This is a genomic window from Acinetobacter sp. FB (genome assembly GCF_056033405.1).
In genome coordinates, this window is sequence record NZ_CM148502.1 from 1,509,645 (window position 1) to 1,530,019 (window position 20,375).

The following is a 20,375-nucleotide window of genomic DNA, read 5'->3' on the forward strand; positions in this document are numbered from 1 at the left end:
AACCGTTCAAAGATGAACGGTTTTTTAAGCGCTTAAATATGCGTACTGTTGGAGAAAACGTTGATTACAATAATTCCAGCCAGCATTAGCCCAAGCCCGATGATTGCAGCTAAATCTAAATGTTGTTTGAAGAAAATCCATCCAACCGTTGAAATTAGCACAATGCCTGCACCTGACCAAATCGCGTAAGCAATACCAACAGGTATGGTTTTAAGTGTAAGTGATAAGAAAAATAATGCAACTGCATAACCTAATATTGTAATTATAGAAGGTATCAGCACGCTAAAACCTTGTGAAGCTTTTAAGGCTGAAGTCGCAATTACTTCAGCAATAATTGCAATGGTCAAAAAGAGATAGGACATAGATCGCCTATTTAAAGTTAAAGAACATGAATTGAATTTTTTAACAAGTGATCCTTCTCCTGATCGAACCATTGTTCCGACGCTGAAGTAGTCGAACTTGAGTGACTAAATTCAAAATCTGGTTGATAGATATCAATAGTGAAATAAAGTTGATATTCCTCACCATCAATCACTTTGAGCTGTGAAATGGTATTGCTATCGATTATTTCAAAGTGATCCAATGCAATGAGCTGATCAACTTTGTCTGGTTGAGTACTAAAATGAATAGTTGCATTAGTTAAGGCAATTGAGACTTCATAGTTTTCAATGGAGCTGTTTTTATCCTGCAAATCATAGAGCGAAGCTACATTTCCTATCTGTTGTTGATGGTGTGGCAGACGAGATTGCGCATAGGCAATATGTTGATCTGTAATAATTAAACCACCATCCATCGTGATTATTTCTTGGCTTGCTAAATGTTGCATTTGAAATAATCTGAGTCCGAGAAACAAACCTTTTTTAGCTTGTTGACGCCAATCTTCGACATAAGCATTCGAGGGCGAAAATTCTAAAATGCTATTTCCAATCTGATAAAGTGTTGCGGGCTCTGGCCACTGCACATGATTTTGATAATTGTGTTTGATATGCCATGACAAAAGTTCAGTTTTCGCATCCCATATGGTGTCGCCAATCCATCCTTGACGTTGATAGATAGAGGTATTGTTGCCATCAACCAGTCTTAAGTCGATGCTAAAAGACTTGGACTGAAACCAATAAACAATGGTCTTTTCATCCGTCATTCCATTGAAAAAAGTAATACTTTTTCGTCTAAAACTTCCCATTAAATATTGAGGTAATTCTATATCGCTTAAAGTAGTGGGTTGCAATTGTTCTAAAAGTTGCTCTAGATTCATGGTGTTTCTCCTTTTTCTTGCATACCAAAGGAGTAGAGTGGCCGAGCATTTTCTAAAACAAGTTCGCCTGTTTCGATTCTTTTTTTCAGATACATGAATGTTTGAGCAGTTTGATTAAACAAATGTTCACCACCTTTCATGGCGGAGTACTGAGGTGCTTCATTTTCTATGACTGGCTGAATGATATAGTCGTAATCACATGAGAAGAATAAAGGAAAAGAATAACGTTCTTGTTGAACTCGTTTAACCCGATGTTTTGTTGCTAAATAACGGCCATTCGACAAAATCTCCATCATGTCACCGATATTCATCACCATGGTATTTTCTATCAATGGTATATCAATCCATTCTCCTTGTTTATTAAGAACTTGCAGTCCTTCAGCGGTCGGGAAGAGCAGGGTAAAGCATTCATAATCTGTATGCGCACCAATTCCAAATTGATCTTCTGCTGCTGGATTGTAGGGATAATGAATCAGTCTTAATTGGCTTGGCGCATGTTGTGTATGTTGTTCAAAAAAGTCTTCATCTCGCTCTAAGGCTAAAGCGAAAGCCTTAAATAACTGCTGACCAATTGCACGAATATGTTGATAATAATCTAAAACGATAGCTTTAAACTGAGGGTGGTCTGGCCATAAAGTAGGGCCTACTAATGGTCTTCTATCCAATGGATCTGAACAATCATAATTCACATCATAGGATTCTTTTAAATCGTACACATTTGCTTTGAATTGTTCTTCGCCGATGGGAACATAGCCACTATGATTTTCAGAAAGACCAATATAGTGGCGCATTTTGGTCGCTTCATCTTGAGCAAAATAACTTTGAGCAATCTGTTTCAGTTGTTGAAATAATTCAGGTTGAAATTGATCTCCTTGAATATATAAGAAACCAATGTCTTTACAGGCTTGATCAAGCGCTGTGACGACTTTGATTCGATCTTGCAAGTGATCACTTGCAAGCAGTGAAATATCAATCAGCGGCAGTGCATAAGCATCATGAGATTGACTCATAAGGTTCACCATAGGCTGGTCGTCCAGCAATAAATGAAGCAAGTTGGGTCGTCCCAAGTGCTATTTTTATTTCTATGTACTGATTTTGGTCATACGAGGGATTTTAGGCAGATCCTCTAAAGCAGGATCAATATCTTCTTCTTGCGCATGGACGAGTTGATCTACTCGCTGACGTAATTGTTTAAATTCGGGTGAGTGAATTAAATCTAATGATCGTGGGCGTGGTAAATTCACTTCAATAATTTCTTTGATTTCACCTGGATTTGCCTTTAAAGCCACAATACGATCTGCCAATAAAATGGCTTCGTCCATATCGTGTGTGACAAACATAATCGTGATGTCGATGTTTTGCCATAAATCCATCAGATGCTTTTGCATTTTTTGTCGGGTATAAGGGTCTAGTGCACCGAAAGGTTCATCCATTAATAAAATTTTAGGTTCATTTACCAAAGCTCTGGCAATTGCCACACGTTGCTTCATTCCACCAGATAGCTCGTGCGGAAACTGATTTTCGTATTTTTCTAAACCAATAATATTGATCCATTCACGTGCCATTTCTTCAGCTCGAGTCGGACTCACGCCTTTCATCAATGGGCCAAACATCACATTTTCTTTGACAGTTTTCCATGGGAAAAGGGTATAACCTTGAAACACCATGCCACGTTCGGAACTCGGTCCTTGAATTTTTTGTCCTTCAACCAGTACTTCACCACTGTGAAAATCATCCAAACCTGCTACGACACGACTTAAAGTTGATTTACCACAACCTGAAGGCCCGATGACACAAATAAATTCACGTTTGTGAATGCTTAAATTAATGTTATTTAAAACCACACGTTCAGTTTTTCCATGCTGAAAAATTTGGCTTAAATTTTTGGTTTCAAGCATGACAGGTCGAGCATAAATAGTGTCAAAGTAGCTTTTTGAATCAAAAATTTCATCCATATTCATACTCCTTTTTTCCACTTAAATAGACGTGTGCCGAGTTTCATTAAAATCAAATCACAAACGATGCCAATCACCCCAATGATGAGAATTGCTGCATAGACATTATCAAAGTTTTGATAGCGAGCTTGTTGAGTGATAAACCATGTGATTCCTGAAGTTGCACCAATTAATTCCGATACAATTAAATAAGTCCAAGCCCACCCAAGTAGAACACGCTGATCTCGATATATATCAGGAAGTGCTGCGGGGATAACCACATGAAATAAGCTTTTGATCTTATTGGTACCTAATGTATAACCCGCTTCTATGAGACCTCGATCCACCATTCGCGTTGTATTCGCGATAATTAAGATTTGTTGGAACAACGTACCAATCACGATAATGGCAATTTTAGGTGCATCATTGATGCCTAATATAGCAACTGCTAATGCACCGAAGGCAGGTGCTGGTAAATAACGGAAGAACTCGACAAAAGGCTCTGTTAACCTTGAGATAGTTTTTGAAAAACCACATAAAATTCCAAGCGGTACACCTAGCAATGACGATATAAAGAAAGCAGTAAATACGATCTTAATGCTATGCCATAGACTTTGATGTAACCACGGAGAGTCGGCTTGCTGTGGTGGCGTCATGAATGAAGTAAACAGTGCTTTTGCGACTTCATGTGGTGCAGGTAAATAGATTGGATTGACTAAGATGCCTGTAGGAGGATTTTTCCCCTGATCAACGATATTTTGCGCTTCAGCATAATAAGCATCTTTTGCTAAGCGAGTTCCCACTTGTAAATAGGACGCATCACCTGAATTTGTAATTTGTACTTGAGGATGCCAAATAAAAGGTAAATAACTGACACAGCTCCAAATCAGTAAAGGAATTAAAAAAGATCCTAAACTTAAGAAAAGCTTGTTCTTATTTGACGCGGATGAATGGTGCATAGGCAGACACCTGTAGTAATACTATTTGTTAAAAACGTAATACTAATTAGCAAGTTTAATGCCAGTGTTTTGCCTAAGTCCGTAAATATTGCTTTCTTTTTAGAGATGATAATCGATGATTGATATGCGATTGAGTTATTCACTTATATTGTGTAAGCCTTTAATTACCTAATAAATTTAAGCTATTAAATTTAATTTTCAGTTGATCCTTGCTCTCTATGTGTAAAGGATCAGGTTTAATACAATCAATAGGGCAAACTGCAATACATGTGGGTGCTTCGTAGAAACCGACACATTCAGTGCAACGTTGTGGGTCAATTTCGTAGATTTTTGCACCTTCATAAATCGCTTGATTAGGGCATTCAGGCAAGCACATATCACAGTTGATACATGCTGTAGTAATCAATAGCGCCATATCTAATCTGCCGAGTATGCAAGTGCATCAGTTTTTAACTGGGTTTTGGCATGTGGAAGATTACGGATCAATAAGGCATAAGCAATATCGATATCTGCTGAAAGTGGGATTTCCACAATATGTCCAGAACCTTTGGCATTTTCGATCGGATGACCTTTTAAATCACGCATTTCAGTCAGTGTGAAGACAAGATTACCTTTAGGAGTCATGAGTTCAAGTGTATCGCCAACTAAAAATCGATTTTTAACTTCGACTTGAGCATAGTCGCCATTGCGCTGAATTATCTCACCACAAAACTGTTGATAGTTGAAATGTGATGAACCATCCTCATAATTTTGGTAATCGCTATGCACATGGCGACGTAAAAATCCTTCTGTATAACCACGATTGGCCAGACCTTCAAGTTGATCCATTAGACTTGAGTCAAATGGTTGACCTGATAGCGCATCATCAATTGCTTTACGATAAATTTGAGCTGTTCGAGCACAGTAAAAATAGGATTTTGTTCGTCCTTCAATTTTAAGTGAGGCAATTCCCATATGAGTCAAACGATCAACATGTTGAATGGCACGTAAGTCCTTAGAGTTCATGAAATAAGTACCATGTTCATCTTCTTCAGCCGCAAACATTTCTTCATCATTACGTTGTACTAAAACACTTTGAACTAGGTCATCTTGAACTTTATTGGAACAGCATTGTTTGGATGGTTCTATCTGCTGAACAGGAATCACGTCACCATTGGCATCTTCTTGTGCTTCGTGAATTTTATATTCCCAACGACAAGCATTGGTACAAGCGCCTTGATTTGCATCTCGTTTATTCATATACCCTGAGAGTAAACATCGTCCTGAATATGCCATGCATAATGCGCCGTGTACAAAAACTTCGAGTTCAATTTCTGGTACATTTTTCTGTATTTCTTCAATTTCTTCTAATGCGAGTTCACGAGAAAGAATGACTCGGCTTAAACCATAGTCTTTCCAGAATTTTACAGTTGCCCAATTAATCGCATTGGCTTGTACCGAAAGGTGGATAGGCATGTCAGGAAAATGTTCGCGAACCATCATAATTAAGCCTGGATCCGACATAATTAATGCATCAGGTTGCATTGCAATAATTGGCTCGATGTCCCGAATAAAATTTTTAAGTTTGCTGTTATGTGGCTGAATATTGGCAACAACATAGAATTTTTTGCCTAATGCATGTGCTTCATCAATTCCGATTTTTAAATTTTCATGATCAAATTCATTATTACGAACACGGAGACTGTAACGTGGTTGTCCGGCATAAACGGCATCTGCTCCATAAGCAAAAGCATAACGCATATTTTTAAGTGAACCAGCGGGAGAAAGTAATTCAGTAATCATGATGCAAAAGGCATATAAAAAATAAGGAATTATTTTAAAAATATAATTACTAAGATTCAACCAAGCATTTTGCTCGGAATTATAGCTGTTTTTCTCTCACATAAAAAAAGCACCCTAAGGTGCTTTTTTAGAATGATTAATGATGACGATGCTTTTTCTTTTTCCAATGACGTTTGTTATCTTGGCGATTGTCATAATCACGATCTTGACCAACTTGACGACCTAATGCCGCACCGCCTGCTGCACCTGCTGCTGCTCCGATATATCCACCTGTGGTTCCGCCTACATTTTTACCAACTGTGTAACCACCAACACCACCTAGACCACCGCCAATTGCAGCTTCAGTACGAGTACGTTTGCTACTTGCAGCAGCAGCTCCACCAGCACCACCGACAGCAGAACCAATCATCGCACCATTATTACCACCAATTTCTTTACCAATTGCTGTACCAACAACACTACCTAAAGCAGAAGTTGCTGCAACACGTGTTGCATTATCAGCATACACGCTGGTTGCTAAAGTTGAGCTTGCTAAAATTGCGCTCAATAAGAAAATATTCGCTTTCATTTTGACTCCATGTTCCCAGTAATGGGACATCTTTTTAATGATTGCAAATGTAACAAAGTTTGAGAAAGAAAATGTGGAGATGCCGACAGAAATTATTACTACTTAGTAAGGAGAATGTAGTGTTTTGTTAATAATAATTCTGAATAACGTGAAATAAATATTTGTAATCAATCAAATACTGATTTAATTCACAAAAAGAGGCTTAAACGACAAGCACTCTTTAATTCGATTGCAATTAATCTAATTGAACTTTCTTACTCGACTCTTCTTCTAGTGTATGTTGGTGAGAATTTACTCCTTGCTGATGACGTAAATGATCTAGATCACGAATGTTCTTTTGAGTCGCTGTGACGCCAAACAAACTGAGTAAAAAAGACATAATGTAGTAACCTTTTTCACTTAAAGTGAGCGTAGCGTTAGTTAAACTAAATAGTAATAATCCAATACAAATACCAACTGATGCCCAACAAAGTGCAACATAAATCATAGTCACAGGTATTTCTTCTAATTGATCTCGTAATGTTTTTTGTAGTGAGATCGTGGAAAACAGTCCATACAACAGAATTATCAAATAATAGCCTTTTTCATGCAGAGGCATTTCTGCATTCTACAATCCAATCATAAAACCAACAACACCAATAAAGACAGCAAGCCAGCTTGCGGCTGTGAAGGCGAGTGTTGGGCGGTTTATTAAATTACTCATGGTTTATCCTATTATTTTATCATTCTAATTTATCTTTGATTATTTATATCGAAGCTCAGGTAAGAGAACAACCTATACATACTAAAAAACGATGAAATTGTCATGAAATAATAGGGGATTGGTAAGTTACCTAGTTTCTCTATGTCTTTTAAGCCCTAGAGTCTGTAAACTATGCGCAATTTTTTGATTTTGCTCGTGCTTCATTATTTTGATCGGCACTGAGTCTTTAGTTTTGAGATATTCCGCCCATGAAAGCATCACTCCGTTTAAGACTGGATCAACTTTGTGATCGTCACGAAGAGCTGACAGCATTGCTCGCTGATGTAGAAGTAATTTCGGACAATAAACGTTTTCGTAAATTGTCTCGTGAACATAATGATTTAACAGAAATCACTGAGGTTTGGAGCAAATATCGTCAAGCGGAAGAAGATATTGAAACGGCTGAAACAATGAAATCAGACCCCGATTTCAAAGATATGGCTGAAGAAGAAATTAAAGAAAATAAAGCGCTTCTAGTTGATCTCGAAGAACAATTAAATGTTCTAATGATTCCGAAAGATCCAAATGATGCCAATGCAGCCTACCTTGAAATTCGTGCTGGAACAGGTGGTGATGAAGCAGCGATCTTTTCGGGTGATTTATTCCGTATGTACAGTAAATATGCTGAAACACAAAGTTGGCGTATTGAAGTACTTTCTGAAAATGAAGGTGAGCATGGCGGTTATAAAGAAATCATTTGTCGTATTGATGGCGAAGGCGTCTATGGTCGTTTGAAATTTGAGAGTGGTGCACACCGTGTTCAACGTGTACCTGCGACTGAATCTCAAGGTCGTGTACACACCTCAGCGTGTACCGTTGCGATTCTGCCAGAAGTGGATGTAGATACCACAGTTGAAATCAATCCCGCCGATCTGCGCATTGATACCTATCGCGCATCAGGTGCAGGTGGTCAGCATATTAACAAAACCGATTCTGCGGTGCGTATTACCCATATTCCATCGGGTGTGGTAGTGGAATGTCAAGAAGAGCGTTCGCAACATAAGAACAAAGCCAAAGCGATGGCTCTCTTAGTCTCACGGTTAGAAAATGCAAAACGTGCGGCAGCTGATGCAGCAACTTCTGAAATGCGCCGTGACTTGGTCGGTTCTGGTGATCGCTCTGAGCGTATTCGTACCTATAACTATCCGCAAGGTCGCATGACCGATCACCGTATTAACCTGACTTTATATAAGTTAGATGCAATTATGGAAGGTGATTTAACAGAATTACTGGATAGCTTGCATCGTGAATATCAGGCGGATCAGTTGGCGATGCTTGCACAGGAAAATGGCGGCTAATGAATATTGCTCAAGCTTTAGAAATCAAAGGCGAAATTGATAGCTATGAACGTCAGGAGGCGGCATGGCTACTCGAGCATCTTTTAGGTGTGAATGCCTTGGAACTTAAATTGCGGCTTGAGCAAGAGTTGACAGAAATGCAGGAGCAGGCCTATTTAGAGGGGCTGGCTCGTATTGAACATGGCGAACCTTTGGCCTATATCACGGGTTCACAACCTTTTTGGACCTTAGATTTAAAAGTCACACATGACACTTTAGTGCCGCGCCCCGATACCGAAATATTGGTGGAAACGGTGCTGAAACTGCCGTTAAATCCTCAAGCCAATATTGTGGATTTAGGTACAGGAACCGGTGCAATTGCCTTGGCGCTTGCAAGTGAACGTCCACAGTGGCAAGTCACGGCAACGGATATTTATGCCCCAACTTTAGAAGTGGCTCAGGACAATGCTGTTCGACATGGTCTCATGCAGGTCAAGTTTGCTTGTGGCGCTTGGTTTGAAGCTTTAGAACAGCAACAGTTTGATTTGATTGTATCCAATCCGCCCTATATTGATCCTGATGATGTACATATGCAAAAGCTCAAGTCTGAACCTGAGCGTGCTTTAATTGCTGATAAGCAGGGTATGGCGGATATTGAAACCATTATTAACCAAGGCAAATATTGGCTTAAACCCAATGGTTGGATTGTGCTTGAGCATGGTTATGATCAAGGCCAAGCGGTACGAGATATTTTTGAACAACAAGGTTTTAAGCAGATTCAGACTATCAAGGATTATGGTGGCAATGATCGTGTCAGCCTAGGACAAAAAACTATTTAAGCTTCTATTTTGCTAAATAGTGTTTTCGCACGATACGCACCGGGACTAACTCCTGTCCATTTTTTAAAAGCGCGATGAAATGCACTTGGATCATGAAAACTTAGATCATCACTAATACTTTGGATAGAGTCATTAGTTTTGCTGAGTCGTTCAATTGCAATATCACAGCGAATATCATTTTTAAGCTGCTGATAACTCACACCTTCTTGTTTTAAACGGCGTTGAATTGTTGCTGTTGACATATTTAGTTGTTGGGCAATTTCTTTGAGTTCATCCCACTCTGAGGGTGGTTGTAAAAGCAGTTGACGACGGATTTGCAAGCTTAAAGAATTTTCATTTTTAAAGCGAACAATTAGGTTGTAAGGCGTTTGTCTGAGAAAGTCATTTAAAGCCTGCTTATCTTTTTTGATTTTGTGTTTGAGGTAATTTGCATCAAATTCAATGAGATTTTGATCAGCATTAAAGTGAATATCTTCGCAAAAACGAACACGATAATCCTGTATTTCGACAGGTTGATGACATTTAAAGGTCATTTTCTGAAAAGGGATGCGCTGGTCACTTAGCCAACACATTAAACTATGGACTAACATCAAATAGGTCGAATAAGTAAACATTCGTTTAGGATGTTCACGGTCATGCAGAATTAAGTATGCTTTTGCACCTTGTTGAATCAATTCACCTTGAATGTCATCTAACACTAAACTCAGAAACTTTAAGATTTCTTGAATAGCTTGTTCTAATGTTTCGGCACTGAATGCTAATTTTGCTAATAGGCTATAGCTCCCTCTGCGCATAGGGTGGCAATCCATCCCTAGAAACTCATCATTCATATGCTCTGCTAGCTCAATCCACAATCGTGCACATTGCATCACTGGAACACGGGCTTTAGTTGAACTGAGCAGTTCGACTGAAACGCCTGCTTGATTAGCGATATGAAGACTATCTAAACCTCGACTTGCGGCAACACTCAATGCTTCACGAATTAAAGCAATTGAAATTGTATCCTTAGCAGAATTAAGATCGAGGTCGGTGCTTTTGCTCATACAGAAATGAAATATAGAAGAGTAAATAGGTTGAATGCTCAAAAGTCGCATCACTTTTGCTACTTTTAGGAATTGTATCGGAAAAAACTTGGCTTTACTCTCGCTTATAAAAATTTATATCTTTAATTTACGAGGAAATTTAGATGAAAATTCAAGGAAAACATTTTGTTATTACTGGTGGTGGCTCTGGTTTAGGTGCTGCAACAGCAGAGGTTCTCGTTAAACAAGGTGCGACGGTTACCTTGGTCGATATGAATGTTGAAGCGGGTGAACAGCAGGTACAGGTATTAGGTGCGCAAGCTGAATTTGTAAAATTAGATGTAACTGATGAGCAAGCTGCAGAGCAATTCTTTAAAGATGTTGTTGCAAAACATGGTGCGGTATATGGGCTAATCAACTGTGCAGGGATTGGACCCTCAGCAAAAGTTGTAGGCAAAGAATCTGTACATGATTTAGCCATGTTCTCAAAAACCTTACATATCAACGTGACGGGTACATTTAACATGTTACGTTTTGCAGCAGATGCAATGAGTAAAAATATCGTTGCTGAAGGTGATGAAGATCGTGGGGTGATTGTAAATACGGCTTCAGTTGCTGCTTTTGACGGGCAAATTGGACAAGCGGCTTATTCTGCATCAAAAGGTGCTGTAGTTGCGATGACGCTTCCGATTGCGCGCGAGTTAGCACGTCATCAAATTCGTGTTTTAACCATTGCACCAGGGATTATGGAAACTCCAATGCTGAAAGGCTTACCGCAAAATGTACAAGATGCCTTAGGGCAAATGGTGCCTTATCCATCACGTTTGGGACGTCCTGAAGAATTTGGTCGTTTGGTTGCGCATATTGCTGAAAATTCGTATTTAAATGGTGAAGTGATCCGCTTAGATGGCGGTATTCGTATGGCTGCGAAATAAATTTATTTAAATCATTTATAGATTAATTTATAAAACAGTTGTGAATGAAAATTTACAACTGTTTTTGTTTTTATATGGTTTATTCATAAACTAGGTTTGAGTTTTAGTCATTGCTGTTGATTTCTGTGCAATTTTGCCAATCATTCATTTACTCAATACAGGGTTGTATAGATGAAATATCCAATTTTGATCTGTTCTGCACTTAGCTTGTTTTTAAATGGTTGTGTTGGAAATATGAATCCAACAGGCGGCAACTCAAATCCTAATTATCCATACTATACGACCCAACAGGTGATGGTCGTGAAAAAAATAGTTGTGCCCGCAGGAACAACTTTAACTTACGAAAAATATCGAGGTAAAGAAGGTAAACAGGAGCATTTGTTAGCAGAAGATAAGTTAACTGAAATTCAATTACCAAAAGGTCAAACCATTGATTGGGGTGGTGTGCCCGTGACGATGATTGCTAAATTCTTTAATTCAGAAATGAAGGGTTTTTCTGTTTATGCTAGTTTTGATCAATTAGCAGAACATAAAAAAACGCGATTTTCTAGGCAGTGGCAAAGTTGTGATGACGATTTGGGTATTGCTGTAAAGGATACGACGGACTGGTCATTTAACAAAGCCAATATTGCTGATGTCGAAAGTTGTAGTGTGTTGTATCAACGTTATTTTAAAGATAATCCGCAGCAACAGAAATTCTTAGATAGTTTATATACAGAGTTAATGAAAATTGAATCAAAGTAAGAAACAATCTTTGTCAAAAATTGCTTCTTAAATTTTAGTTTTATAATTTTGCTTTAACTTCTTCCCCAATCAGATAGAAAGTACCACCTGCAATATAATGAAGACTACGTAATTCTTTGGCTGCATTTTCAAAATACCAATGCCCATCACGAAAGACTCTTGAATCTGCCCATGCAGCAATAACAGATCCTATAAATAAATCGTGAGTTTGCTGATTATGCAGCTCAGGAATGACTTTACACACAAGCCAAGCAATACTACCACTTACAAGAGGAACATTAAGCTCATCTTGATAGAACAATTCGGTTTTACAATCTTCTAATTTGTTTGGTTCATCAAACTTACTAATTGTACCGAGTTGATGCACCATATCAATTTGCGCATAGCATGGTACTTGCAAAGCAAAATAACCACTTTGTTCTACTAGCTGACGTGTTTTGGTACTTTTATCGAGCACTACAGTGACTTTAGCTGGTGTGAGTTCCAAAGCACATGCCCAAGCAGCAGCCATTACATCTTTATCATTTCCATGCTGTACTGATACTAAAACAGTTGGACCATGATTCAGTAAACGATAGGCTTTAGCGAGTTCAACGGCTATGATTTCTGGGCTACTCATGTAATATCCAAGATCTTGATTGTAGATATTATTGTTACATAAACTTTGGGGGAAAGATTAATCAATTTCCCAGCGTTTATATGCCCGATTAAAACTTGAAAGGGATGAATAACCGAGTTTTTTAGCAAGTTCATCTTTGGTAATAAAAGGATTGAGCATCAGTTTTTTTGCTTTTTGTTTGCGTACTTCATCATAAAGTATTTGAAAATTGATTGATTTTTCTTGCAACATGCGTTGTAAAGTCCGCTTAGTTAAATTTAACTTTTCAGCGACTTGTTCGATACCGAGTAAACCTTCATTCGGATCATCAATAAGATATTTGACCCGATATAAGATATCTTGAGTTGCAGCAAGATCGTCTAATTCTTTTTGGCAAATCAACTTAAATTTCTCCGCTGTTAATGGGTCAGCCATGCTTAAAGGCATATCTAAAAATTCAGATGATGCAATTAATTGAGTGAAGGGCTGTTGATAGCGTATTTCTGCAAAAGAAGAGGCTAATACATCGCTGAACCGCGCAAAGTAATTTGGACATTTGCATTGTAAATCTATAATCGGTTTAAAACTTGGAATAAATAATCTGACAAGATGAACAAAGCCAATTAGAAAAAAGGTACAACTAAACTCATAGGCTTGAGCATCAATTTGATGATTAAAGTTAAGTAGTGATGGCTCGTAAGTAATATGATAATAAGCAAGATCATCTTTTATTTCGAAATTTAATTCGACAAATGAGCATTGTAAATTCACAAATTGATTAATGGTTGTGATTGCATCGAGTGCATTTTTAGATATTGCGGCAGTTAAACCTAATAAACCATGAGAACTAATCTTGAGTTGCGTTGCTGCATAGAATCCAATGCCATCTTCTTTTGTTAATTCGATTGTACGTGTAATTACCTTTTTAAAAGAGCTTAAGCTGATTTTATAGCTTAGATCTTGTAATTGATCAGTCTCTACACCTGTTCCCCAAAATAACTCTTCGGCGCTAATGTTCCATCGAGATACGACTTCGCTTAATACATGAACATAAGAGCTACTAATAAAATGCTGTTGGTGGCGGGGAATACTCATAGTTTTAAGCAAATTCCATTTTAAAACTGATCAAACTAAATCAAAAAGTAATCTAGCTGTTGTGATTTGAAAATGTACATTCATCGGAATTTTACGAATCAAGCAAAATTTTGGCATGTATTGTTATGATTTTGGCACGCTTTGTTTTAGTCTAAAAATTATACAATCTAGCAAGGGAGTATAATTCTGCAAGTCTTTTGTATGCTTGGAATGAATCCGCATACAAAGTTTAAGGACTCAATCGTTGTAATAAAAATGAAAAATGCTAGGAGCAAAATGTGAAGAAAAAATATTTAAATGCTATGGTGTTAATGACGGGTATGCTAGCAAGCAGTGGATCTGTTGTACATGCAGGTTTGTTTGATTTTCTAGCACCAAAAGCATCATGGCAAAACTGTAACGTAAGCAGTTGTACGGTTGGTGGAAGTACGAATGTTACATCTAGTTATGCTAAAACCAAGTATCCAATTTTACTCGCTCACGGAATGGCAGGTTTTTCTGCTGTAGGTCCATTGCAATATTGGAATGGAATTACAGAGGACCTCGTTGGTAATGGAGCCAATGTATTTGTCGCACAACAAGCTTCTTTTAATTCATCAGAAGTACGTGGTGAACAATTATTACTTCAAACCAAACAGGTGCTTGCGATTACAGGCGCTCAAAAAGTGAATTTAATCGGCCATAGTCATGGTTCACAATCAGTTCGTTATGTTGCAAGTTTATTGCCAGATAAAGTTGCATCAGTGACGGCTGTTGGTGGCCCAACTAAAGGTTCAGAAGTTGCAGATGTTGTAGATTCAGTTGTTAAATCACCTGTTGGTCCTGCACTTGCACCTATTATTGCGGCGGGAGTAAATGCTTTTTTCTCATTAGTAGGAATTGGTTCTGGTCATTATTATGATCAGGATGCACTCGCAGGGTTAAACTCGTTAACGACACGTGGTTCTGCTAACTTTAATCAACGTTTTCCAGCCGCTGTTCCAACAACGGCTTGTGGCTCTGGTACAGAGTTGGTTAATGGTGTTCGTTATTACTCATGGAGTGGAACGAGCCCATTTACCAATGCGCTTGATCCATTGGATTATGCATTAACCGCGACATCTTTATTAATTCCTAGTGAAAATGATGGTTTAGTTCCTCGCTGTTCGAGTCATCTTGGTACCGTTATTCGTGATAATTATGCGTTTAATCACTTGGATGAAGTCAATCAAATATTAGGCTTAGTTGGTTTCTTACAAAACCCAGTTACACCTTATCGTACTCAAGCAAATCGTTTGAAAAATCAGGGACTTTAATCTATACATTAAGGGAGTAAAGAGTTACTCCCTTAACCAACAAAAGATTTAAAACGGAATAATAAATAGAGCAAGGGACTATGAAAATTAAACTTTTGAATAATCGAATCATCTTCTTAGGTTTGATGGTGTGTTTACTGCTCTCATTGGTCTTGATCTATTTTATATTTAAACCAGAAGCGCAAAAGCATGACAATAACCTCAATCAACAAAATCAATTATCATCCGAGAATAATAATATTCAAAAAATCGACGATACAAATCATCAAGGAAAAATACCAAATCTTGCGCCGTCTTTACAGGGCACAGAAATAGATTGTCCAATTCAAGTGGATGCAAATGGAAAATTAATCTTAACCGTAGGTATTCGCAGTTGTTTTGACTATTTCTTTTCTAGTCTAGGTGAAAAAACTGAAACGGAACTTATCTCGGATATTCGACAATATCTTAAAGCGACTTTACCTGACAGTGCTTCAAGTTATGCGAGTTATTTGCTAGATCAGTATGTTGCATATACTCATGCATTAAAAAATCTAAAACCTACAAGTAGCTTTACAACAGGAGACGCTGAAGGTTTTCAAAAAGTACTTGATCAAATGTACAAAGTTCAGCAGCAGTTTTTTAATTCAGCAGAAATTAATGCCTTATTCGGAAATGAACGTAACTTGAATCAATTTAATATTGATCAAATGCGTATTCACGCGAATAAGAGTTTGAATGCTCAACAGAAAGCAACCGAGTTGGCAAACTTGATTGACCAACTACCATCGACTTTGGCTGATGGTGTTCGAGTGTCTATGCAATTTGCTGAATTGCAACAGCTTACAAAGGAAATTCAAGAAAAAGGAGGCTCAGCACAAGAGCTTCGTAACATGCGTGAGAGTTTGTTAGGTGCTGAGGCGGCAGACCGATTAGAAAAAGTTGACCAAGAAGAAGCAGGCTGGCAGAAACAAGTGAATAGCTATTTGTCTGAGCGTGAAGAGATTCTTAAAAGCAATGCGAGTGATTCCAACAAACAACAATCAATTGAACAACTTCGTAATAGTACATTTGCGACAAAAGAAGATTTACTCCGAGCACAATCGTATGAAATCATGAATGATCAGAAGAACAAAAGTTTTTGATATCAAATGATTGAATGGGATTAAATCTGTTGTGAGTGAAATTTAAAAGCTTAAAAGATCGCTTTGGGATTTGTGTTAGTCATTGCTCTTTTTTTTGACTATTTAATAAAATTTATGCGTTAACGAGAAGGTGAATAAAGATGTGGAATAGGTTAGATGTTGGGGGTGGAAGACCATTGATATTGCTGCATGGTATAGGAATGTCACATAAAGCGTGGAATCCTATTATCCCATATCTCACGCAATCACGACGAGTAATTGCATTTGATGTTGCAGGTTTTGGAGATAGCCCAAAATTTGATTCAACTAGACAACCTAATATTGAGAATTTAGTTCAAGAATTGGCAGAACAACTTCAGAAAATGGGGATCCATGAGCCTGTAGATATCGTTGGAAACTCAATGGGTGGGTGGATGGCTTTAGAAGCAGCTCGTACAGGTTTGGCAAGTTCAGTTGTCGCAATTTCTCCTGCAGGTTTATGGTTAGAGTCTCCAGCTCATGTAAAAGTAATTTTCTTTAGCTTGAGATACGCAATTAAGAAAATGCCAAAACTGTCTAAATACCTGATGAAATTTTCTGTATGCAGAGAATTGCTGTTAGCTATTCCAATTGGTGTCGGTGGTCGGAAAATTCCTGAGTTAGATGCTGTGAATTCTTTGAATGATTTTAATAATGCATCTGATTTTGAAAGAACATTTTCAAATGCAGGGCGATTCATTGATGGTCAGAACATCAAAATTCCTTTGACTATAGCTTTTGGTACAAAGGATTGGCTATTGACTCGAAAAGATTGCCAAATGAAAAATGAGTTACCAAAGGACATGAAATGGATTGAGCCGAGAGGTTGGGGGCATGTGCCGATGTGGGAAGATCCACAAGGCGTAGCAAAGCTAATTCTTGAAAATATCTAAGTAAAATAATGTGCTTATAACTTAATGACTTGTGCCCAAATATTTGATGAAAAATGATTGGGTTCAGTCATCTATTGTGTAGGATGTCATTTTCAAAGCTGCCTATGTGGCAGTGAACTTAAGATATTATCAATATTATAAGCTAAAACATAGGCTTATTAAAAAAATTGAAGAATACCCAAAGTTTTTAACATAAGTTGTAAACTATTGATTTTATTTAACTGTTAATGAGTGTGTAAAATATTGGGGTAAAAAATGGCTATTGTCAAAGTTAAATTATATAAATGCTAGAATCTTCTTTCATAAACACACTCATATACTTAAAATCTAGCCAGTTAAATGTAAGTTAGGGAATTAATGTGTCAGACCATTTAGAAAACGAATTTGAGCTAAGTAATGAGGAAATGCATCTCTATAGTCGTCAGATTTTATTAGATGGTTGGGATATCGAAGCGCAAGAAAAATTAAAACTCGCGAATGTATTAATTATTGGTGCTGGGGGAATAGGTTGTACAAGCGCTGAGTTGCTTGCACGAGCAGGTGTGGGAAAAATTACAATTGTCGATGCTGATACGATTGAGATTAGTAATTTACAGAGGCAGATTGCTTTTACGACAAATGATTTAGGTCGATATAAGGCTGAAATACTCGCAAAGCGTATACAAGAGATTAATCCTCACATACAAGTCAGCTATCAAAATATACGATTCGATGAAACGAATGCTGATGAACTTGTACAGCATCAAGATGTAGTCTTGGATGGTTGTGATAATTTTACGACTCGTTATCTGGTGAATGCGCTGTGTAGAAAACATCAAGTACCACTCATCAGTGCATCAGCCATTGGTTTTGAAGGGCAACTGTTTATGGTGGATACTGATTCAGCTTGTTATGAATGCCTGTTTCCGAAAGAAGATCATGCCAATGAAGGGTTACGTTGTGCGGAGTCAGGTGTATTAGCTACCACTCCTGTAATGATGGCGTCATTACAAGCGCATCACACTTTGCTGTTTTTAGGGCTTGGTTTAACACCATTAAAGCAAAAATTGTTGCTTTGGAATGGTTTAAATTTCTCACAACGCATTCTTAAATTTGAAAAAGATGTAAATTGTCCAGTTTGTCAGGCAACTTGATCGGTAAATTGAGCAAAATTTGCTAAACTAAGACCATCTGTAAGGCAATGAAAGATTATGAAAAGAAATATTTTATTCGATGGATTACGTTCTGTTGCACGTATCGGTGAAACAGTTATTGTTGCGGCACAAGCAGGTGTGAAATATGCAACTGAAAAACCAAGTAATGCAAAACTCATGCGTGAGACCTTTGAGTCGCTTGGTTCAACATATATTAAACTAGGTCAATTTATTGCCAGTACGCCGTCTTTATTCCCTCGTGAATACGTTCAGGAATTCCAAGGCTGTTTAGATCAAACACCAACCTTACCATTTAGCTATATCCAACAAGTATTAGCTGAAGAATTTGAAGGCCGTAATCTGAATGAAATTTTTAGTTTTATCGATGAAAAGCCACTAGCTTCAGCTTCAATTGCACAAGTCCACGCAGCTCGACTAGTTACGGGTGAAGATGTGGTATTAAAGGTGCAAAAACCTGGTGTAGAGACGATTTTATATACTGATTTAAATGTCGTACATTGGGCAACTAAACTATTAGAAAGAGCAGTTCCTAAAATTAAGTTTGCTTCACTTTCTGAAATCGTGGATGAGATCAAAACACGTATGGTACGTGAAGTTGATTTTATTGAAGAAGCACAGAATCTGGATGACTTTATTCAATATTTGAATGTTTCTGGCAATCAGGCTGCCACTGCACCAAAAGTTTATCATCAATTTTCAACGCGCCGTGTACTTACCATGCAGCGCTTGTACGGGGTGTCATTAACTGATTTTGATGTTGTTAAAAAATATGCCAAAGACCCAACACAAGTTCTGATTACTGCAATGAATACTTGGTTTGGTAGTCTCATGTTATGTAAGAGTTTCCATGCTGATTTACACGCTGGAAATCTGATGTTACTTGAAGATGGTCGTATTGGTTTTATTGATTTCGGGATTGTTGGGCAATTGAATCCTGAGGTTTGGACAGCATGTATGGCATTTATGGATGCATTACAGCATACCAATTACACTGCTATGGCTGAGAACATGCTTAAGATGGGAATGACCCATCAGAAAATTGATACACAAGTGCTTGCTGATGATTTAGAGCGTTTATTTAGCGGTGTGTTATTGGCAGACCCACAAGAAATTCTTAGTTCCAATCCAGCAGATTTGAATGACATCATGATGGATATGGTGGCTGTAGGTGAGCGTCACGGCATTAAATTCCCACGAGACTTCGCTTTGTTATTCAAGCAAATGCTATATTTTGATCGTTTCATGCGTGTTCTTGCGCCGTATACCGATATTTATGCTGACCAACGTTTAAAAATGGTTCACAATATTGAACCTGCTTCGTTTTTAAAGCATTAATTTATTTATCGGTTCATTAGGTCATTATGGATGCCATTATAATTGAAGGGTTGAAGGTGGATACAGTGATTGGTTGTTTCAACTGGGAACGCCAAATTATTCAACCTTTGATGCTAGATCTCACCATTCATAATGATCTAACTCAAGCTGCGCAATCAGATGAGCTAGAAGATACACTGAACTATGCACAAATCTGCGAACTTGCAGCTCAGGTGATTCAAAAAGCCAAACCTAAACTGATTGAGCACGCTGCACAATTGGTGCTTGAATGTCTATTTACGACATTTTCTTCAATTGAATCGATCGTTATCACTATTCGTAAACCCGCCATCATTGCACAAGCCAATGCAGTAGGAATTCGCCTTGAACGCAACAGAAACAATTTTTGCGCTCGCATTGGCGAGTAACCTCAAACAAAAACAAAATTTCACTTTTGCTTATCAACAGATATTAAGCTTAGGTATAGTGGAATTTTCTGCAATTTATAGAATCCCATGTCGGGATCGTGTTGGTGCCGATTATTGGAATTCAGCTTGTTTATTAAAAAGTCGATTGAGTGTTGATGAGATCACTGAAACCCTGAAAAACTTAGAAGCACAATCTGGTCGAGTTCGCCCATCACATAATATTAGCTTGGATATTGATGTGATTGCTTGGGGGGAGACTTTAAACGATATGCAATTTAATCCAAAAAAGTTACCATTAGCATTAGATGTTAAAATTCCCCTTTATGATTTGTGGCCGATTCCAGACTTAGATTATGATAGGAAAAATTCTTATCCAGTTATTTCTATGTAACACTTTTT

Annotated in this window: 22 protein-coding genes and 1 pseudogene; 11 read left to right on the forward strand and 12 right to left on the reverse strand. The window is 37.8% G+C overall.

Features of this window, described 5'->3' with window-relative positions:
• Positions 1-32 precede the first annotated feature (32 nt).
• From AC0JIQ_RS06915 to yiaA, 9 genes and pseudogenes are all read right to left on the reverse strand, one after another.
• Entirely contained in the window at positions 33-362 is a 330-nt protein-coding gene (locus AC0JIQ_RS06915) for a DMT family transporter (protein ID WP_275903305.1), read from the reverse strand.
• Between the two features lie 17 nt (positions 363-379).
• The gene (locus AC0JIQ_RS06920; protein ID WP_474203079.1) at positions 380-1,255 is read right to left on the reverse strand and encodes a hypothetical protein; all 876 of its coding nucleotides are present in this window, start codon (positions 1,253-1,255) and stop codon (positions 380-382) included.
• Entirely contained in the window at positions 1,252-2,277 is a 1,026-nt protein-coding gene (locus AC0JIQ_RS06925) for an isopenicillin N synthase family dioxygenase (RefSeq protein ID WP_474203080.1), read from the reverse strand. The genes AC0JIQ_RS06920 and AC0JIQ_RS06925 overlap by 4 nt, the downstream gene beginning before the upstream one ends.
• 60 nt (positions 2,278-2,337) lie before the next feature.
• On the reverse strand, positions 2,338-3,216 hold the full coding sequence (locus tag AC0JIQ_RS06930) for an ABC transporter ATP-binding protein (protein ID WP_474203081.1): 879 nt from the start codon (positions 3,214-3,216) through the stop codon (positions 2,338-2,340).
• On the reverse strand, positions 3,213-4,148 hold the full coding sequence (locus tag AC0JIQ_RS06935; RefSeq protein ID WP_474203082.1) for an ABC transporter permease: 936 nt from the start codon (positions 4,146-4,148) through the stop codon (positions 3,213-3,215). Before AC0JIQ_RS06935 ends, AC0JIQ_RS06930 begins: the two co-directional genes overlap by 4 nt.
• 160 nt (positions 4,149-4,308) lie before the next feature.
• A complete protein-coding gene (locus AC0JIQ_RS06940; protein WP_287692493.1) occupies positions 4,309-4,563 on the reverse strand; it encodes a YfhL family 4Fe-4S dicluster ferredoxin in 255 nt (84 codons plus the stop codon).
• 2 nt (positions 4,564-4,565) lie between these two features.
• On the reverse strand, positions 4,566-5,930 hold the full coding sequence (gene trhP, locus AC0JIQ_RS06945) for a prephenate-dependent tRNA uridine(34) hydroxylase TrhP (RefSeq protein ID WP_474203083.1): 1,365 nt from the start codon (positions 5,928-5,930) through the stop codon (positions 4,566-4,568).
• 136 nt (positions 5,931-6,066) lie between these two features.
• Positions 6,067-6,498: a hypothetical protein gene (locus tag AC0JIQ_RS06950; RefSeq protein ID WP_004662500.1), complete on the reverse strand. Its 432-nt coding sequence runs from the start codon at positions 6,496-6,498 to the stop codon at positions 6,067-6,069.
• A gap of 235 nt (positions 6,499-6,733) precedes the next feature.
• A pseudogene (yiaA, locus tag AC0JIQ_RS06955) lies at positions 6,734-7,201 on the reverse strand (inner membrane protein YiaA).
• A 248-nt stretch (positions 7,202-7,449) separates the two neighbouring features.
• Between yiaA and prfA the strand changes: the two are divergent.
• Both prfA and prmC read left to right on the forward strand, forming a co-directional pair.
• Positions 7,450-8,538 (forward strand): peptide chain release factor 1, encoded by a 1,089-nt coding sequence (prfA, locus tag AC0JIQ_RS06960; protein ID WP_004662494.1) that lies wholly within the window; start codon positions 7,450-7,452, stop codon positions 8,536-8,538.
• On the forward strand, positions 8,538-9,356 hold the full coding sequence (gene prmC, locus AC0JIQ_RS06965) for a peptide chain release factor N(5)-glutamine methyltransferase (RefSeq protein WP_474203084.1): 819 nt from the start codon (positions 8,538-8,540) through the stop codon (positions 9,354-9,356). Before prfA ends, prmC begins: the two co-directional genes overlap by 1 nt.
• On the opposite strand, the gene AC0JIQ_RS06970 is transcribed toward prmC, so the two are convergent.
• Positions 9,353-10,450 (reverse strand): AraC family transcriptional regulator, encoded by a 1,098-nt coding sequence (locus tag AC0JIQ_RS06970; protein ID WP_474203085.1) that lies wholly within the window; start codon positions 10,448-10,450, stop codon positions 9,353-9,355. The genes prmC and AC0JIQ_RS06970 overlap by 4 nt on opposite strands.
• Before the next feature lie 92 nt (positions 10,451-10,542).
• Between AC0JIQ_RS06970 and AC0JIQ_RS06975 the strand changes: the two genes are divergently transcribed.
• Together AC0JIQ_RS06975 and AC0JIQ_RS06980 are read left to right on the forward strand one after the other, a co-directional pair.
• Positions 10,543-11,313, forward strand: coding sequence for an SDR family NAD(P)-dependent oxidoreductase (locus AC0JIQ_RS06975; protein ID WP_474203086.1), 771 nt, complete (start codon positions 10,543-10,545; stop codon positions 11,311-11,313).
• A 171-nt stretch (positions 11,314-11,484) separates the two neighbouring features.
• Entirely contained in the window at positions 11,485-12,057 is a 573-nt protein-coding gene (locus AC0JIQ_RS06980) for a hypothetical protein (protein ID WP_474203087.1), read from the forward strand.
• Between the two features lie 40 nt (positions 12,058-12,097).
• Here the strand turns inward: AC0JIQ_RS06980 and AC0JIQ_RS06985 are convergent, their stop codons facing one another.
• Together AC0JIQ_RS06985 and AC0JIQ_RS06990 are read right to left on the reverse strand one after the other, a co-directional pair.
• A complete protein-coding gene (locus AC0JIQ_RS06985; RefSeq protein WP_474203088.1) occupies positions 12,098-12,676 on the reverse strand; it encodes a flavin reductase family protein in 579 nt (192 codons plus the stop codon).
• Between the two features lie 57 nt (positions 12,677-12,733).
• Positions 12,734-13,750: a helix-turn-helix domain-containing protein gene (locus AC0JIQ_RS06990; protein WP_474203089.1), complete on the reverse strand. Its 1,017-nt coding sequence runs from the start codon at positions 13,748-13,750 to the stop codon at positions 12,734-12,736.
• 278 nt (positions 13,751-14,028) lie between these two features.
• On the opposite strand from AC0JIQ_RS06990, the gene AC0JIQ_RS06995 reads away from it, so the two are divergent.
• The 7 genes from AC0JIQ_RS06995 to AC0JIQ_RS07025 all read left to right on the forward strand — a co-directional run bounded on the left by AC0JIQ_RS06995 (position 14,029) and on the right by AC0JIQ_RS07025 (position 20,367).
• A complete protein-coding gene (locus tag AC0JIQ_RS06995; RefSeq protein WP_004662480.1) occupies positions 14,029-15,045 on the forward strand; it encodes a lipase family alpha/beta hydrolase in 1,017 nt (338 codons plus the stop codon).
• 80 nt (positions 15,046-15,125) lie between these two features.
• Positions 15,126-16,169 (forward strand): lipase secretion chaperone, encoded by a 1,044-nt coding sequence (locus AC0JIQ_RS07000; RefSeq protein WP_474203090.1) that lies wholly within the window; start codon positions 15,126-15,128, stop codon positions 16,167-16,169.
• 140 nt (positions 16,170-16,309) lie between these two features.
• The gene (locus AC0JIQ_RS07005; RefSeq protein ID WP_005053631.1) at positions 16,310-17,080 is read left to right on the forward strand and encodes an alpha/beta fold hydrolase; all 771 of its coding nucleotides are present in this window, start codon (positions 16,310-16,312) and stop codon (positions 17,078-17,080) included.
• 404 nt (positions 17,081-17,484) lie between these two features.
• Positions 17,485-18,213 carry a HesA/MoeB/ThiF family protein gene (locus AC0JIQ_RS07010; protein WP_474203234.1) on the forward strand — a complete coding sequence of 243 codons (729 nt, stop codon included), beginning with the start codon at positions 17,485-17,487 and terminating at the stop codon, positions 18,211-18,213.
• Between the two features lie 57 nt (positions 18,214-18,270).
• A complete protein-coding gene (locus AC0JIQ_RS07015; RefSeq protein WP_050040070.1) occupies positions 18,271-19,569 on the forward strand; it encodes an AarF/UbiB family protein in 1,299 nt (432 codons plus the stop codon).
• 26 nt (positions 19,570-19,595) lie between these two features.
• Positions 19,596-19,976 (forward strand): dihydroneopterin aldolase, encoded by a 381-nt coding sequence (folB, locus tag AC0JIQ_RS07020; protein ID WP_241339427.1) that lies wholly within the window; start codon positions 19,596-19,598, stop codon positions 19,974-19,976.
• Complete coding sequence (locus tag AC0JIQ_RS07025; protein WP_474203091.1) at positions 19,933-20,367, forward strand: 2-amino-4-hydroxy-6-hydroxymethyldihydropteridine diphosphokinase; 435 nt, start codon at positions 19,933-19,935, stop codon at positions 20,365-20,367. The genes folB and AC0JIQ_RS07025 overlap by 44 nt, the downstream gene beginning before the upstream one ends.
• Positions 20,368-20,375: the final 8 nt, after the last annotated feature.

What these genes read in the sequence shown, in the direction of transcription:
- AC0JIQ_RS06985 (WP_474203088.1), bottom strand. Translation starts at nt 12,676, where the DNA reads ATGAGTAGCCCAGAAATCATAGCCGTTGAACTCGCTAAAGCCTATCGT.
- AC0JIQ_RS06990 (WP_474203089.1), bottom strand. Translation starts at nt 13,750, where the DNA reads ATGAGTATTCCCCGCCACCAACAGCATTTTATTAGTAGCTCTTATGTT.
- AC0JIQ_RS06975 (WP_474203086.1), top strand. Translation starts at nt 10,543, where the DNA reads ATGAAAATTCAAGGAAAACATTTTGTTATTACTGGTGGTGGCTCTGGT.
- trhP (WP_474203083.1), bottom strand. Translation starts at nt 5,930, where the DNA reads ATGATTACTGAATTACTTTCTCCCGCTGGTTCACTTAAAAATATGCGT.
- AC0JIQ_RS07000 (WP_474203090.1), top strand. Translation starts at nt 15,126, where the DNA reads ATGAAAATTAAACTTTTGAATAATCGAATCATCTTCTTAGGTTTGATG.
- folB (WP_241339427.1), top strand. Translation starts at nt 19,596, where the DNA reads ATGGATGCCATTATAATTGAAGGGTTGAAGGTGGATACAGTGATTGGT.
- AC0JIQ_RS06925 (WP_474203080.1), bottom strand. Translation starts at nt 2,277, where the DNA reads ATGGTGAACCTTATGAGTCAATCTCATGATGCTTATGCACTGCCGCTG.
- AC0JIQ_RS06940 (WP_287692493.1), bottom strand. Translation starts at nt 4,563, where the DNA reads ATGGCGCTATTGATTACTACAGCATGTATCAACTGTGATATGTGCTTG.
- prmC (WP_474203084.1), top strand. Translation starts at nt 8,538, where the DNA reads ATGAATATTGCTCAAGCTTTAGAAATCAAAGGCGAAATTGATAGCTAT.
- AC0JIQ_RS06980 (WP_474203087.1), top strand. Translation starts at nt 11,485, where the DNA reads ATGAAATATCCAATTTTGATCTGTTCTGCACTTAGCTTGTTTTTAAAT.
- prfA (WP_004662494.1), top strand. Translation starts at nt 7,450, where the DNA reads ATGAAAGCATCACTCCGTTTAAGACTGGATCAACTTTGTGATCGTCAC.
- AC0JIQ_RS06915 (WP_275903305.1), bottom strand. Translation starts at nt 362, where the DNA reads ATGTCCTATCTCTTTTTGACCATTGCAATTATTGCTGAAGTAATTGCG.
- AC0JIQ_RS07010 (WP_474203234.1), top strand. Translation starts at nt 17,485, where the DNA reads ATGCATCTCTATAGTCGTCAGATTTTATTAGATGGTTGGGATATCGAA.
- AC0JIQ_RS06920 (WP_474203079.1), bottom strand. Translation starts at nt 1,255, where the DNA reads ATGAATCTAGAGCAACTTTTAGAACAATTGCAACCCACTACTTTAAGC.
- AC0JIQ_RS06935 (WP_474203082.1), bottom strand. Translation starts at nt 4,148, where the DNA reads ATGCACCATTCATCCGCGTCAAATAAGAACAAGCTTTTCTTAAGTTTA.
- AC0JIQ_RS07015 (WP_050040070.1), top strand. Translation starts at nt 18,271, where the DNA reads ATGAAAAGAAATATTTTATTCGATGGATTACGTTCTGTTGCACGTATC.
- AC0JIQ_RS06970 (WP_474203085.1), bottom strand. Translation starts at nt 10,450, where the DNA reads ATGCGACTTTTGAGCATTCAACCTATTTACTCTTCTATATTTCATTTC.
- AC0JIQ_RS07005 (WP_005053631.1), top strand. Translation starts at nt 16,310, where the DNA reads ATGTGGAATAGGTTAGATGTTGGGGGTGGAAGACCATTGATATTGCTG.
- AC0JIQ_RS06930 (WP_474203081.1), bottom strand. Translation starts at nt 3,216, where the DNA reads ATGAATATGGATGAAATTTTTGATTCAAAAAGCTACTTTGACACTATT.
- AC0JIQ_RS06950 (WP_004662500.1), bottom strand. Translation starts at nt 6,498, where the DNA reads ATGAAAGCGAATATTTTCTTATTGAGCGCAATTTTAGCAAGCTCAACT.